This is a genomic window from Mycobacterium novum (assembly GCF_010726505.1).
In the GTDB taxonomy this organism is placed as follows: domain Bacteria; phylum Actinomycetota; class Actinomycetes; order Mycobacteriales; family Mycobacteriaceae; genus Mycobacterium; species Mycobacterium algericum.
Window position 1 is genome coordinate 3,891,173 of sequence record NZ_AP022562.1, and the last position, 14,106, is coordinate 3,905,278.

Below are 14,106 nucleotides of genomic sequence, written 5' to 3' on the forward strand. Positions count from 1 at the left end.
TTCGCTCAGAACGGCGGCGGTTCGTCGTTTCGGGTACGTTCGGCCGCACGTTTCTGGTGTTCTTGGGCCAGACGCTCCTCATTGATGCGTCGTTCCCAGGTGATGCGGTAGCGGTGTTCAGCCGCGCGAGGCCGTTGGCGGCGCGGCATCATCACTCCCCGCACGGTGTCGGGCGCTGGGACCCGGTCGGGCAGCACCAGTCTCCCGGTGGGGGTGGACAAGACGGGAAAGAAGATGCTCCCGGTCGGGATGGTGGTGTAGGTCTGACCACTGGGTGCGGTCCAGGTCACGGTGCCATCAGGCTGTTGGCGATCCGCCCAGCCGCCCACACCGGTGTAGAAGGTCTTCAAAAGGTGATGAAAAACGCACAGCAGCTTGAGATTTGACGGATGGGTGGGGCCCACCGGATAGGGCACGGTGTGGTCGATCTGGCACACCGCAGCCGGTTCATCGCAGTTGGGGAACCGGCACGTGAGATCGCGTATGCGCACGAATTCGGCCAATGCGACCGAGGGGCGATAACCGAGCTCTGGATCGGCAGACGGGATCGGCAGCGGCTTGAGTTTGGCGGTGGCGGCCATCTTGCGCAACGCGGTGGCCGGAATCGGGCCGTAGCCGGGAAGATAGCCGGGGGCTTTCGTGTCACCGGTGAGGGTTCCCTGCTCGGCGAGCACATGGATGACCACATCGGTGCCCGCTGAGCGACAGGCGGCCGGGCAGTCGGGGGAGCCGCATTCGCAGCGCATCGCGTCCAATCCAGCGGCAAGTGTCCCGAACGCATCAGCCCGCCGCTCCCGTTTGGTGCGCGGATCATTACGGCACACCGTGGCCGCCAACGCGTCGAGTTTGCGATCCAGTGCTGCCCCGTCCGGGGCGCGCAGTTGCGCCCAGATTCCTGCCAAACCGGAGTCCACCGGCCCAATCTCGACATAGCGATCGTCGTCGTTCTGATTGGGCATGCGCCGGCCGGCCGGATCGAACCGGGCCACCCACATATCGATGCGCTCGATGAGTTTGGGTTTCGACAGCCGCATCCATCTGTGGGCATGTTTGGCCACTGCGGCATCCAACTTGGCGACCAGCTCCGGATCTTCCACCAGTTCGGTGCGGCTCACCACCGCTGCCATCAGCCGAAAGTCGATGTCGCCGCGGGCAAAAACCTCCGCCACTCGCGGCAGTCGCTCGCGCAAGTCGATTGCGTACCGCAGCAGCCCGCGGGCGCGGCCGCGACTGATGCCCAACGCCGCCGAGACCTCGGCGACCACATTGGCATGCCCGTCGACGGCCCAGTTTGCGCGATCGATGTCCTGCTCGGGCGCGCGGCGCGTATACAGCTCCCCGATCGCGGCCAACTCGCGTGCACATGCCGCGTTCTGTTCCCGCGAGGCAGCCGTGATCGCCCCGGCCACAGCCGCATCGTCGATCCCCCGAAAAGCCTCGGTGGCCTGCGTTGATGCGCTGCAATCGAACATGTGTGCGAGTATACCGGAGCAGGCTGACATCCGGCCGAACATCCGGCACCCGGCTGGCGCCGGATCCGAGCCGCGCGTGGTATGCCTGAAGGCGTGTCCGACGGCCTGTTCGACCTGACCGGCGCTCCGGCGCCCGAATTCTCCGGGCCCGGCGCTGGCACCCCCACGCCGTTGGCGGTGCGGATGCGCCCGGCCTCGCTCGACGAGGTGGTCGGCCAGGACCATCTGCTGGGCCCGGGTTCCCCGCTGCGCCGGCTGGTGGACGGTTCGGGTGCGGCGTCGGTCATCCTCTACGGCCCCCCCGGTACCGGCAAGACCACGCTGGCCTCGTTGATCTCCGGGGCCACCGGCCGCCGCTTCGAGGCGCTGTCGGCGCTGAGCGCCGGGGTCAAAGAGGTACGCGCCGTCATCGACACCGCCCGACGCGCGGCGGCCTACGGCGAGCAGACCGTGCTGTTCATCGATGAGGTGCACCGGTTCTCCAAGACCCAGCAGGACGCACTGCTGGCCGCCGTCGAGAACCGGGTGGTGCTGCTGGTGGCCGCCACCACCGAGAACCCGTCGTTCTCGGTGGTCGCCCCGCTGCTGAGCAGGTCGCTGATCCTGCAACTGCGCCCCTTGGGCCCCGAGGACATCGCCGCCGTGGTGGGCCGCGCCATCGCCGATGAGCGCGGGCTGGGCGGGCGGGTCGAGGTGGCGCCCGAGGCCGTCGACCTGCTGGTGCGGCTGGCCGCCGGGGACGCCCGCCGTGCCCTGACCGCTCTGGAGGTTGCCGCTGAAGGGGTGGCTGAGGGCCACCAGGTCACCGTCGAAACTGTGGAAGCCTCCCTGGACCAGGCTGCGGTGCGCTACGACCGCGACGGCGACCAGCACTACGACGTGATCAGCGCGTTCATCAAGAGCGTGCGCGGCTCCGACGTCGATGCCGCGCTGCACTACCTGGCCCGGATGCTGACCGCGGGGGAGGATCCGCGGTTCATCGCCCGGCGGCTGATGATCCTGGCCAGCGAGGACATCGGGATGGCCGACCCGACCGCGCTGCCCACCGCGGTCGCCGCCGCGCAGACCGTGGCGCTGATCGGCATGCCCGAAGCTCAGCTCACGCTCGCGCATGCCACCGTGCACCTGGCGACGGCGCCGAAATCCAACGCGGTGACCACCGCGCTGGGTGCGGCGATGGCCGATATCAAAGCCGGTAAGGCCGGGGCGGTGCCCGCGCACCTGCGCGACGGGCACTATTCGGGGGCGCAGGCGCTGGGCAACGCGGTCGGCTACCGCTACGCCCACGACCACCCTGATGGTGTTGTGCCACAACAGTACCCGCCCGATGATCTGGTCGGCGCCGACTACTACCAGCCCACTGCGCGGGGCGTCGAGCGCGAGATCGGCGGGCGCCTACAGAAGTTGCGGGCGATCATTCGCCGCCGGGGCTGAGCCCGCGGCGACCGGCGCCGGCCCGCCACGGTGGATGGCCGGCAAACACGCGGTGTCAGCCGGCGGCGGTCTGGCCGAGCCAGTCGGCCAGCGAGCGCCCGGCGTCCAGGACGTGCCGCTCGGCGATGGCACGAGCCGCCTCGCCGTCGCGCTCGGCCAGTGCGGCGACCAGCTTCTGGTGATCCTCGAGTGAATGGTGTTCGTGCTCGGGAAACACCGTGAGGAAGTTGGTCGGCACCACCCGCGCGGCATGCCGGATCTGTATCAGCAGTTGCGGCGAGTGGGCGGCCCGGTGAATCTCCTGGTGGAACTGCCAGTTCGCGTCGCCGATGCGATCAGAGCCGCGTAGCGCTTCGACATCGGCGGCCAATGTCCGCAGGTGCGCGACGTCGTCGGGGGTGAGGCGCTCGGCGGCCCATGCTGCGGCCTGGCCGGTCAGCACGCCCAGGATGGTGAAGCTGTCCAGCACGTCCTCGGGGCGGATCCCGATCACCGTGACGCCGCTGCGGGGAGCGACCTGCACCAGCCCCTCGTAGGACAGCTCGAGCAGCGCCTCGCGAACGGGGGTGCGGCTGGTGGCGAACTCCGCGGTGATGGCGTCGAGGTCAAGCCGGGTGCCGGGGGCCAGCTCGCCGGTGAGGATCCGGTTGCGCAGCTCACGGGCGGCGCGCTCGCGCACCGTGCCCCCGATGTCGACATTGTTGGCCGTCACGGCAGGAATGGTACACATCACAAAATCTAAACGTTGATATCTGATATATCAGATGGTAGATATCAATTATGACTTCCCGAACCGACCAGATGGCGCTTGTCGCCTTCATGCAAGCCGGCAACGCCTCGGTGTACGCCGGGTCGTGGCGCCACCCCGCCACCGAACACGGCTATCTCGACGCCTCCTACTACGCCAAGATCGGCCGGCAGCTCGAGGAGGGCTGCTTCGATCTGATGTTCTTCGACGACCGACTGGCCATGCCGGCCATCTACGGCGGAGCGGTCGCCGACGCGGTGCGCTACGGGGCGCGGCCGGTGAAGCTGGATCTGTCGACCGTGCTCGGCGTGCTGGCTCAGGCCACCTCGCGGATCGGGTTGGGCGCGACGTACTCCACCACCTACTACGCGCCGTTTCACGTCGCACGCACCTTCGCCACCCTCGATCACCTGTCGGCGGGGCGCGCGGCGTGGAACGTGGTCACCTCCGTCAACGACGGTGAAGCGCAGAACCACGGCCTGACAAGTCATCTCAGCCACGACGAGCGCTACGACCGCGCCGACGAGTTCCTCGACGTGGTGGCCGGATTATGGGACACCTGGGAGGACGACGCGATCGTGGCCGACCGTGCCCGCGGTTTCTACGCCGACCCGGACAAGGTGCACGAGCTGCGGCACGAAGGCGAGTATTTCTCGGTGCGCGGTCCGCTGACCGTGCCGCGCACCCCGCAGGGCCGGCCGGTAATCATCCAGGCCGGCTCGTCCGGCAGGGGCCGCGAATTCGCCTCCCGCTGGGCGGATCTGATCTTCACCGGGGATCCGGGACTCGAGGTGGCCCGCAGTCACTACGCCGATCAGAAGCAGCGCATCGCCGACGCCGGACGCGACCCGGCCTCGGTGAAACTGTGCCCGATGGCCTACGCCGTGGTGGGCGAGTCCGAGGACCACGCCAAGCACCGCGAGCAGGTCTTCCTCAACGACCTGGTCGACCCGATGGCCTCGCTGACACTGCTCTCCGAGCTGATGAACTACGACTTCGCCCAGCACCACCTGGACGAACCGATCACCGACGACCTGATCACCTCGGTCTCGGGCATCCGCGGGCTGGTACAGAACCTGCGCGCCCACATCGGCGACGACATCACGCTGCGTGATCTGGCCGGGCACCGCGCCACCCTGCTGCAGGGCCCGCGCTTCGTCGGCACTGGAACCCAGGTCGCCGACCAGATGGAGGAGTGGTTCCACGGCGGCGCCTGTGACGGATTCGTGCTGGCGGCAACGCATTCACCGGGGGCCTATGAGGACGTGGTGCGCATGGTGGTCCCGGAGTTGCAGCGGCGCGGGCTGTTCCGCACCGAGTACCGCGGCGCCACATTGCGCGAGCACCTGGGTCTGGCCCGGCCGGGTCTGACCGCGGCATGATGCTGCACGGGATCCGGGTGCTCGACCTGGCGACACTGGCCGCGGCGCCGCTGGTGGCGACCTATCTCGGCGAATTCGGCGCCGATGTGATCAAGGTCGAGCAGCCCGGGTCCGGCGACCCGATCCGCGGTTGGGGCCACCAGCGCGACGGCGTCGGGCTGATGTGGAAGTCGGTGTCGCGCAACAAGCGATCGGTCACCGCGAACCTGCGGGTGCCCGAGGGACAGGAGCTGGTCCGCAAGCTGGTGGCGCATGCCGACGTGGTGATCGTCAACACCCGGCCGGCCACGCTGCGCGGCTGGGGGCTCGACTACGAGGCGCTGCGTGCGGTCAACGATCGCATCGTGATGCTGCACATCACCGGCTACGGCCTGTCCGGCCCGAAGAGCGAACGGCCCGGCTTCGGCACGCTCGGGGAGGCGATGAGCGGCTTCGCCAACATCACCGGCGAGGCCGGCGGGCCGCCCACCCTGCCGCCGTTCATGCTTGCCGACGGGGTGGCGTCGCTCAATGCCGCCTATGCGGTGATGATGGCGCTGTATCACCGTGACGTGCACGGGGCCGCCGGTCAGCTGATCGACGTCAACCTCATCGACCCGCTGGCCCGGCTGCTGGAGCAGACCCTGCTCGGCTACGACCAGCTCGGGTTGGTGCCCACGAGGGCCGGCAACCGCTGGGATATCTCCGCACCCCGCAACACCTACCGCACCAAAGACGGTCGCTGGCTGGCCATGTCGGGCAGCTCACCGGCGTTGGCGCTGCGGGTGTTCCGGGCGATCGGGCGCGCCGATCTGGTCGATGACGCCGACTTCTCTGATCCGCAGCGCCGGCTGGCCCGGGCCCACGAAGTCGACCGGGTGGTCGCCGACTGGGTGGCGACCAAGACCCTGGACGAGGCCATGGGCGTCTTCGACACCGAACAGGTTGCGGCCGCCGCGGTCTACGACATCACCGACCTGGTCGCCGACGAGCAGCTTGCCCACCGCGCGGTGTTCGTCAAGGTGGGCGACGACGAACTCGGCGCCATGACCGTCCAGGCCCCGGTGCCGCGGTTCTCCGACACCGAAGGTCGCGTCGAGCACCTCGGGCCGCAACTGGGCGAGCACAACGCCGAGGTCTATCGCGAACTCCTCGACCTGAGTCCATCCGACATCGACGGCCTGCACGCCCGCGGCGTGCTGTAATTCCCAATCGCAAGGAGACAAATTCATGCTGTTGCGTCGTTCCGAACTGGCCGTGCCGGCCGCCAACGACAACATGTTCGCCAAGGCTGCGGCCTCGGATGCCGACCTGGTCTTCCTGGACCTGGAGGATGCCACCGCGCCCGCCCACAAGGTAGCCGCCCGGGCCAAGGTGATCACCGCCCTCAACGAACTGGACTGGGGGCGCACCGCGCGAGCCATCCGCATCAACGGCCTGGACACCGTGTGGTGCCACGACGACATCATCGAGGTCGTCACCGCCGCCGGACGCAACCTCGACACCATCGTGGTGCCCAAGGCCTGCACCGCCCGCGACGTGTGGTGGGTGGATCTGCTGCTCACCCAGCTGGAGGCCAAACTCGGCCTCGAGCGCAAGATCCGCCTCGAAGTGCTCATCGAGGAGGTCGAGGGGCTGGCCAACGCCGAGGAGATTGCCACGGCCAGCCCACGGATCGACGCGCTGATCTTCGGCGTCGGCGACTTCTCACTGTCGCAGGGCGCCCGGGTGGACACCAACTTCGTCCCGCTGGGCGACTACCCCGGTGACTTCTGGCACTACGCCCGCAACAAGGTGCTGGTCGCCGCCCGCATCGCCGGCATCGAGGCGATCGACTCGCCCTACCCGGACTACGCCGACCTGGCCGGTTACGAAACCGAGGCCCGCCGGTCCTCGCTGTACGGCTACACCGGCAAGTGGGCGATCCACCCCGATCAGATTCCGGTGGCCAACGCGGTTTTCGCGCCGACCGCCGACGAGATCGCGTTGGCCGAACGCAACATGGCCGCCTACCGCGAGGGCGAGGCGAAGGGCCTGGGTGCGGTCGGCGTCGAAGGCGTGCTCGTTGATGCCGCGCACGTGAAGATGGCGCAGCGGACCTTGGATCGGGTCGCGCTCATCAACGGCGGCTCGCCGGCCTGAACGCGCCCGTAACCTGGAGGGCATGAACACCGAAGTGCTCGACGTCGACACCTCCCGGCGCCGCACCGTGGACCTCACCGACCAGGTGCGGTCGTTCTGCGCCGGGCACGGTGACGGGTTGTGCAACGTGTTCGTGCCGCACGCGACGGCCGGGGTGGCGATCATCGAGACCGGGGCCGGCTCCGACGCCGACCTCGTCGACACCCTGGAGCGGCTGCTGCCACGCGATGACCGCTACCGGCACGCCCACGGGTCGCCGGGGCACGGGGCCGACCATGTCATGCCGGCGATCGTCGCGCCCTCCATCACGGTGCCGGTGGCCGGCGGCGAGCCACTGCTCGGTGTCTGGCAGTCGGTGGTGCTGGTCGACCTCAACCGGGACAACCCGCGACGGTCGGTGCGGCTGAGTTTCCTCAACAGCGCCTGAACCCGCACCCTCTTGGCGTCAAGGCGGTGCCCGGCAGACCGGTACTGTAGGGCCGTCCAATAGGTGCGACAACGGCGGGAAAGCGACTTTAGAGTGCAGACACACGAGATCAGGAAACGCTTCCTCGATCACTTCGTGAAGGCGGGCCACACCGAGGTGCCCAGCGCTTCGGTCATCCTCGATGACCCCAACCTGCTGTTCATCAACGCCGGCATGGTGCAGTTCGTGCCCTACTTCCTGGGGCAGCAGACGCCGCCCTATGCCACCGCCACCAGCATCCAGAAATGCATCCGCACCCCGGACATCGACGAGGTGGGTATCACCACCCGGCACAACACCTTCTTTCAGATGGCCGGCAACTTCTCGTTCGGTGACTACTTCAAGCGCGGGGCGATCGAGCTGGCCTGGACGCTGCTGACGAACAGCGTCGAGCAGGGCGGCTACGGCCTGGACCCGGAACGGATCTGGGCCACGGTCTACTTCGACGACGACGAGGCCATGGAACTGTGGCAGGAGATCGCCGGGTTGCCGGCCGAGCGGATTCAGCGCCGCGGGATGGCCGACAACTACTGGTCGATGGGCATTCCCGGGCCCTGCGGCCCGTCATCGGAGATCTACTTCGACCGCGGCCCCGAGTTCGGTGTCGGCGGCGGCCCCATCGCCAACGAGGACCGCTACATCGAGATCTGGAACCTGGTGTTCATGCAGAACGAGCGCGGCGAGGGCACCGGCAAGGAGGACTTCGAAATCCTGGGGCCCTTGCCGCGCAAGAACATCGACACCGGGATGGGTGTCGAGCGGGTCGCGTTTCTGCTGCAGGGTGTGCACAACGTCTATGAGACCGACCTGCTGCGGCCGGTCATCGATGTGGTCGCCGAGCGCGCCCCGCGCCCCTACGGAAACCCCGACGCGCCCCAAGATGACGTGCGCTACCGGGTCATCGCCGACCACTCCCGCACCGCGGCGATCCTGATCGGCGACGGGGTGAGTCCGGGCAACGACGGCCGCGGCTACGTGCTGCGCCGCCTGTTGCGCCGGGTGATCCGCTCGGCCAAGCTGCTGGGCATCGAAGGCCCCATCGTGGGGGAGCTGATGGTGACCGTTCGCGACGCGATGGGGCCGTCCTATCCCGAACTGGTCACCGACTTCGACCGGATCAGCCGCATCGCCGTCGCCGAGGAGACCGCGTTCAACCGCACCCTGGCTTCAGGGTCACGGTTGTTCGACGACGCAGCACAGGCCACCAAGTCCTCCGGAACCACCGTGCTGTCGGGCACCGACGCCTTCACCCTGCACGACACCTACGGTTTCCCGATCGAGCTGACCCTGGAGATGGCGGCCGAGGCCGGCCTGACCGTCGATGAGATCGGTTTCCGGGAACTGATGGCCCAGCAGCGAGCCCGCGCCAAGGCCGACGCTGCTGCCCGCAAGCACGCCCACGCCGACCTGAGTGCCTACCGCGAACTGGTCGACGCCGGACCGACCGAGTTCACCGGCTTCGAGGAGTTGAGCTCGGAGGCAAGGATTCTCGGGATCTTCGTGGACGGCAAGCGGGTGCCCGTGGTGGCGCGCGCGGGCCGCGGCGAGGTGCCGGACCGGGTCGAGTTGGTGCTGGACCGCACGCCGCTGTACGCCGAGTCGGGCGGGCAGATCGCCGACGTCGGCACGATCAGCGGCGGGGCGGCCAAGGCCGCCGTCACCGATGTGCAGAAGATCGCCCAAACGCTGTTCGTGCACCGGGTCAACGTGGAGTCCGGCGAGTTCGTGGAGGGTGACACCGTCACCGCCGCCGTGGATCCGGCCTGGCGCAAGGGCGCCACCCAGGGCCACTCCGGCACCCACATGGTGCATGCCGCGTTGCGGCAAGTGTTGGGTCCCAACGCCGTTCAGGCCGGCTCGTTGAACCGGCCGGGCTATCTACGGTTCGACTTCAACTGGCAGGGCCCACTGAGCGACGAGCAGCGCCGGGAAGTCGAAGAGGTGACCAACGAGGCGGTGCAGGCCGACTTCGAGGTGCACACCTTCAACGAAGACCTCGAGAAGGCCAAGGCGATGGGCGCCATGGCGATGTTCGGCGAGAAATACCCCGATCGGGTGCGGGTCGTCGAGATCGGCGGGCCGTTCTCGCTGGAGTTGTGCGGCGGCACCCACGTGCACAACTCGGCGCAGATCGGCCCGGTGACCCTGCTCGGCGAATCGTCGGTCGGATCCGGGGTGCGCCGGGTCGAGGCCTACGTCGGGCTGGACTCGTTCCGCCACCTGGCCAAGGAGCGGGCGCTGATGGCCGGCCTGGCGTCTTCGCTCAAGGTGCCATCCGAGGAGGTACCCGCCCGGGTGGCAAACCTGGTGGAGCGACTGCGGGCCGCCGAGAAGGAACTCGAGCGCGCCCGGTTGGCCGGTGCACGCGCAGCTGCCTTAAATGCCGCCAGCGGTGCTGAGCGAGTCGGTAACGTGCGCCTGGTGGCGCAGCGAATGTCCGGTGGTATCGGCGGTGGCGATCTGCGTTCGATGGCCGGCGACATCCGCGGCAAACTCGGCGAGGAGCCCGCGGTGGTGGTGTTGATCGCCGACCCTGCCCCGGATTCGCCGGGCAGCGTGCCCTATGTGGTCGCCACCAACAGCGCCGCACAGGAACTCGGGCTGCGTGCCGATGATCTGGTCAAAGACCTGGCGGCCGCGGTGGCCGGCCGGGGCGGCGGCAAAGCCGACCTGGCGCAGGGCTCCGGCAAGGACTCGGCCGGCATCGACGCCGCCCTGGCGGCGGTCCGCTCGGCGGTCGCCCGGAGCGCGCCGGCGTGACCTTCCCCCACCATCGCACCCCGGACCGGCCCGGCGGGCCGGATGATCCCGGCCGCGGACGACGGCTCGGGGTGGATGTGGGCAGCGTGCGCATCGGGGTGTCGTGCAGTGACCCCGATGGCCTGTTGGCGACGCCGGTGGAGACCGTCCGCCGGCATCCCTCCGGGTCACACCTACGCCGGCTGGCCGGCCTGGTCGACGAACTCGACGTGGTCGAAGTGGTCGTCGGGTTGCCCCGGACCCTGGCCGACCGGACGGGAGCGGCCGCCGCGGATGCCATCGCGGTGGCCGACGACCTGGCCCGGATGCTGGCCAAGTGGGATCGGCGGGTCCCGGTGCGACTGGCCGACGAACGCCTGAGCACCGTCAGCGCGGCCCGGGCCCTGCAGGCGGCCGGTGTACGGTCCAAGCGTCAGCGCTCGGTGATCGATCAGGCCGCAGCGGTGACCATCCTGCAGAGCTGGCTCGACCAGCGCCGGACATCGGGCATGGCGGCCCCGGCGACGGAGGACAACGGTGTCTGACGACTATTCCGCCGCCAAGGCCAAACCCGTGGCGGTCGGGCCGCCGCGCCGCCGGATGAGCCGGACCGAGCGCGCCCGCGACCACCGGCAGCGACGGCGGCGTAACCGGCGCCGGCGGGTGGTCGGCGCCGTGGGCGTCGCGCTGGTCACCATGATGCTCATCGCCGCGGTGTTCCTCGGCTCCAAGCTGTGGCACTCACGCGGCCCCGTGGTCGACTACACCGGCGAGGGCGGCCAGCAGGTGCTGATCGAGGTGCACGAGGGCGACTTCACCACCGCTATCGCCGAAACCATGCTGGGCGCCGGTGTGATCGCCAATGTCAAAACGTTCCTCGACGCCGCGCAGGGCAACGCCGCCATCGCGGCGATCCAGCCCGGCTTCTACCGGTTGCGGGCCGAGATCCCGGCCGTTACCGCGGTACAGCAGCTCACCGACCCGGCGAACCGGGTGGGCAAGCTGGTGATCCCGGAGGGTCGCCAACTCGACGACACCACCGACATGAAGACCAACGCCGTGACACCGGGAGTGTTCACGCTCATCGCTCAGGCCAGCTGTCTGGATCTCAACGGCGATCGCCACTGCCTCACGCCGCAGGAGTTGCGGCGGGCCGCGGAGACGGAGACGCCGGAGGCGCTGTCGGTGCCGGACTGGGCCTTTGGGCCGGTGACCAGGATGGGCCGCGACCACCGCCGCATCGAGGGGCTGATCACGGCGGGCACCTGGAACGTCGACCCGACCGCGCCGGCACCGGTCGTGCTGTCGAAGGTGATCGGCCAGAGCGCCGCGGAGTTGGCCAAGACCGGACTGCCCGCCATCGCCGAGCAATTGGGTATGACCCCCTACGAGCTGTTGATCGTGGCCTCGCTGGTGCAACGCGAAGCCCTGCCGCACGACTTCGCCAAGGTGGCCCGGGTCATCGACAACCGCCTCAACGAGCCCCAGCGCCTGGAGTTCGACTCGACGGTCAACTATCCGCTGGACCGCCAGGAGGTGGCCACCACCGACGCCGACCGGGCCAAGCTGACACCGTGGAACACCTACGCCGCCGAGGGACTGCCGGCCACCCCGATCTGTTCACCGGGAGTGGAGGCCCTGCGAGCCGCCGAGCACCCGGAACCGGGCGACTGGCTGTACTTCGTCACGATCGACAAGGACGGCACCACCTTGTTCACCCACAACTATCAGCAGCACTTGAACAACATCGAGATGGCTCTGGGCAACGGTGTCCTCGACAGCTCCCGCTGACCCGCGGCCACGCAAGGCGGCCGTGCTGGGATCGCCGATCGCGCACTCCCGGTCGCCGCAACTGCACCTGGCGGCCTACCGGGCGTTGGGGCTGCGGGGATGGACGTATGACCGCATCGAGTGCGACGCCGAGCGGTTGCCGGCGCTGGTATCGGGACTCGGGCCAGAATGGGTCGGCGTGTCGGTGACCATGCCGGGCAAATTCGCCGCGCTGGCCTTCGCCGACGAGCGCACGCCGCGCGCCGAGCGGATCGGCTCGGCCAACACCCTGGTTCGCATCCCGACCGGCTGGCTGGCCGACAACACCGACGTCGACGGGGTCAGCGGGGCGCTGGGATCGGTCGGACAGGTTTACCGGGAGGCGATCGTGCTGGGGTCGGGCGGTACCGCCCCGGCCGCCGTGGTGGCGTTGACCGACCTCGGGGTCAGCGGTATCACGGTGGCCGCCCGCAACCCCGACAACGCCGCGCGGCTGGTGGCGCTGGCGACCCAAGTCGGTGTGCCGGCACGCTATTGCGCACTCGACGAGGCCGGGCTGGCCGAGGCCGCCGCGTCGGCATCGGTGACGGTCAGCACCCTGCCTGCCGAGGTCGCAGCCCGGTACGCGCCGGTGCTGGCCGGGGTGCCGGTGCTGCTGGACGCGATCTATGACCCGTGGCCGACACCGCTGGCGGCGGCGGTCACCGCGGCGGGCGGAACCGTGATCAGCGGCCTGCAGATGCTGCTGCACCAGGCGTTCACCCAAGTCGAGCTCTTCACCGGCCGGCCCGCGCCCCGGGCGGCGATGACTTGCGTGATCGCCGACCCGGCCTGAGCATGGCGCCGTGGAGCAGGCGGCGGCGGTTGTGGTGCTGGCGTGGCTGGCACTGCTGAGCGGCTATGACATCGCAGCGCGCCGGTTGCCGAACTGGCTGACGCTGCCCGCGGCGGTGCTGGTGCCGGCTGTGGCGGCCGGGGCCGGGCGGGGATCCGCGGCGCTGGCCGGGGCGGCGGCGCTGGCGCTGGTCTACCTGGCCGTGCATCTGATCTCCCCGGCCGGGCTGGGCGCCGGTGACGTCAAACTCGCCGTCGGGCTCGGCGCACTGACCGGTTCCTTCGGCGCCGACGTGTGGTTGCTGGCGGCGTTGTCCGCACCGCTGTTGACCGGGTTGTGCGGACTGATCGCCGCGTGCGCACGCCGGGGACCGACCGTTCCGCATGGGCCATCGATGTGCCTGGCCAGCGCGGTGGCGGCGGGCCTGGGAATGTTCTGAGGACGCCGTAGCGGGGCGAAATGGCGAGGTGGCCGACGTTGCGGGAGCGAGAGCGAACACAAATTAACGCCGTGGTTAGCCTTGACAGGAAACGTTTGCCCCTCAGCCCATTATTAGGTAATATCGGAGTTCTGAATTGTGCTGATCGGGAAGTGACGCTGATCTGGCCTGACCATGAGGGGGTGGTGACCGTGAAGCGAGCAGTAATCGGGGGCGTGGCCGCTGCCGCGGTCATCGTCGGCGGCACCGTGCTGGCCACCAATATGGCTTCACCGTCCCTGCCCGACGTGCAGGTTCCGGCGGTGGCGCTGTCCAGCGCCGAAGGAACCGACGCCACCGTACAGTGGCTGGACCTGTTCGCGCAGACTTCCGCCGCCAATGCCGACGCGTTCGGCGGGTATCTGCTGGACCCGACCTCGGCGGTTCCGCCCGGCGAATCTCCGCTGGTGCTGATCGACCCGGAGACCTCCGCCGAGGACTTCGACCGGATCCTCGACGGCGTGGTCGGCAACGTGGGCAGCCAGCTCAATGCGGTGACCTCGCCCAGCAACGGGCCCGACGCGGTCACCTACCTGATCCTCAAGAACGGTTCCTGACGCCCTTCCGGGTGACGAGCCGGGGCGATGCCCCGGCCGTCGCTGCGTTGAGCCGGCGGTGTGCCGAACCGTAGAATCCGCCAAGCCCGGGCACCCAGCACCGG

The 14,106-nt window shown here is 69.1% G+C and carries 13 protein-coding genes; 11 read left to right on the forward strand and 2 right to left on the reverse strand.

From position 1 onward, the window contains the following. Positions 1-5 precede the first annotated feature (5 nt). Positions 6-1,472, reverse strand: coding sequence for an HNH endonuclease signature motif containing protein (locus tag G6N19_RS18405; protein WP_193466438.1), 1,467 nt, complete (start codon positions 1,470-1,472; stop codon positions 6-8). An 81-nt stretch (positions 1,473-1,553) separates the two neighbouring features. Between G6N19_RS18405 and G6N19_RS18410 the strand changes: the two genes are divergently transcribed. Further along, on the forward strand, positions 1,554-2,906 hold the full coding sequence (locus G6N19_RS18410; RefSeq protein WP_193374389.1) for a replication-associated recombination protein A: 1,353 nt from the start codon (positions 1,554-1,556) through the stop codon (positions 2,904-2,906). Positions 2,907-2,961: 55 nt separating this feature from the next. Here G6N19_RS18410 and G6N19_RS18415 read toward each other — a convergent pair whose 3' ends face one another. Next, on the reverse strand, positions 2,962-3,618 hold the full coding sequence (locus tag G6N19_RS18415; protein ID WP_013829277.1) for a GntR family transcriptional regulator: 657 nt from the start codon (positions 3,616-3,618) through the stop codon (positions 2,962-2,964). 68 nt (positions 3,619-3,686) lie between these two features. Here G6N19_RS18415 and G6N19_RS18420 point away from each other — a divergent pair, with 68 nt between their 5' ends. The 10 genes from G6N19_RS18420 to G6N19_RS18465 all read left to right on the forward strand — a co-directional run bounded on the left by G6N19_RS18420 (position 3,687) and on the right by G6N19_RS18465 (position 14,002). Further along, positions 3,687-5,036 carry an LLM class flavin-dependent oxidoreductase gene (locus G6N19_RS18420; protein ID WP_083037418.1) on the forward strand — a complete coding sequence of 450 codons (1,350 nt, stop codon included), beginning with the start codon at positions 3,687-3,689 and terminating at the stop codon, positions 5,034-5,036. Further along, entirely contained in the window at positions 5,036-6,220 is a 1,185-nt protein-coding gene (locus G6N19_RS18425; RefSeq protein WP_041319913.1) for a CaiB/BaiF CoA transferase family protein, read from the forward strand. The genes G6N19_RS18420 and G6N19_RS18425 overlap by 1 nt, the downstream gene beginning before the upstream one ends. Before the next feature lie 25 nt (positions 6,221-6,245). Beyond that, the gene (locus G6N19_RS18430; RefSeq protein ID WP_193465400.1) at positions 6,246-7,157 is read left to right on the forward strand and encodes an HpcH/HpaI aldolase/citrate lyase family protein; all 912 of its coding nucleotides are present in this window, start codon (positions 6,246-6,248) and stop codon (positions 7,155-7,157) included. 34 nt (positions 7,158-7,191) lie between these two features. Next, the gene (locus G6N19_RS18435; protein WP_193466439.1) at positions 7,192-7,584 is read left to right on the forward strand and encodes a secondary thiamine-phosphate synthase enzyme YjbQ; all 393 of its coding nucleotides are present in this window, start codon (positions 7,192-7,194) and stop codon (positions 7,582-7,584) included. 93 nt (positions 7,585-7,677) lie between these two features. After that, a complete protein-coding gene (gene alaS, locus G6N19_RS18440; protein ID WP_193465401.1) occupies positions 7,678-10,383 on the forward strand; it encodes an alanine--tRNA ligase in 2,706 nt (901 codons plus the stop codon). Next, positions 10,380-10,907, forward strand: a complete 528-nt coding sequence (ruvX, locus tag G6N19_RS18445) for a Holliday junction resolvase RuvX (protein ID WP_041318079.1) — start codon at positions 10,380-10,382, stop codon at positions 10,905-10,907. The genes alaS and ruvX overlap by 4 nt, the downstream gene beginning before the upstream one ends. After that, positions 10,900-12,153 carry an endolytic transglycosylase MltG gene (locus G6N19_RS18450; protein ID WP_013829270.1) on the forward strand — a complete coding sequence of 418 codons (1,254 nt, stop codon included), beginning with the start codon at positions 10,900-10,902 and terminating at the stop codon, positions 12,151-12,153. Before ruvX ends, G6N19_RS18450 begins: the two co-directional genes overlap by 8 nt. Then, a complete protein-coding gene (locus tag G6N19_RS18455; RefSeq protein ID WP_083037414.1) occupies positions 12,131-12,967 on the forward strand; it encodes a shikimate dehydrogenase in 837 nt (278 codons plus the stop codon). Before G6N19_RS18450 ends, G6N19_RS18455 begins: the two co-directional genes overlap by 23 nt. A gap of 10 nt (positions 12,968-12,977) precedes the next feature. Then, on the forward strand, positions 12,978-13,406 hold the full coding sequence (locus G6N19_RS18460; protein ID WP_013829268.1) for a prepilin peptidase: 429 nt from the start codon (positions 12,978-12,980) through the stop codon (positions 13,404-13,406). A 191-nt stretch (positions 13,407-13,597) separates the two neighbouring features. After that, a complete protein-coding gene (locus G6N19_RS18465) occupies positions 13,598-14,002 on the forward strand; it encodes a hypothetical protein (RefSeq protein ID WP_232062428.1) in 405 nt (134 codons plus the stop codon). Positions 14,003-14,106 lie beyond the last annotated feature (104 nt).

What these genes read in the sequence shown, in the direction of transcription:
- G6N19_RS18410 (WP_193374389.1), top strand. Translation starts at nt 1,554, where the DNA reads ATGCCTGAAGGCGTGTCCGACGGCCTGTTCGACCTGACCGGCGCTCCG.
- G6N19_RS18430 (WP_193465400.1), top strand. Translation starts at nt 6,246, where the DNA reads ATGCTGTTGCGTCGTTCCGAACTGGCCGTGCCGGCCGCCAACGACAAC.
- G6N19_RS18420 (WP_083037418.1), top strand. Translation starts at nt 3,687, where the DNA reads ATGACTTCCCGAACCGACCAGATGGCGCTTGTCGCCTTCATGCAAGCC.
- G6N19_RS18425 (WP_041319913.1), top strand. Translation starts at nt 5,036, where the DNA reads ATGCTGCACGGGATCCGGGTGCTCGACCTGGCGACACTGGCCGCGGCG.
- G6N19_RS18405 (WP_193466438.1), bottom strand. Translation starts at nt 1,472, where the DNA reads ATGTTCGATTGCAGCGCATCAACGCAGGCCACCGAGGCTTTTCGGGGG.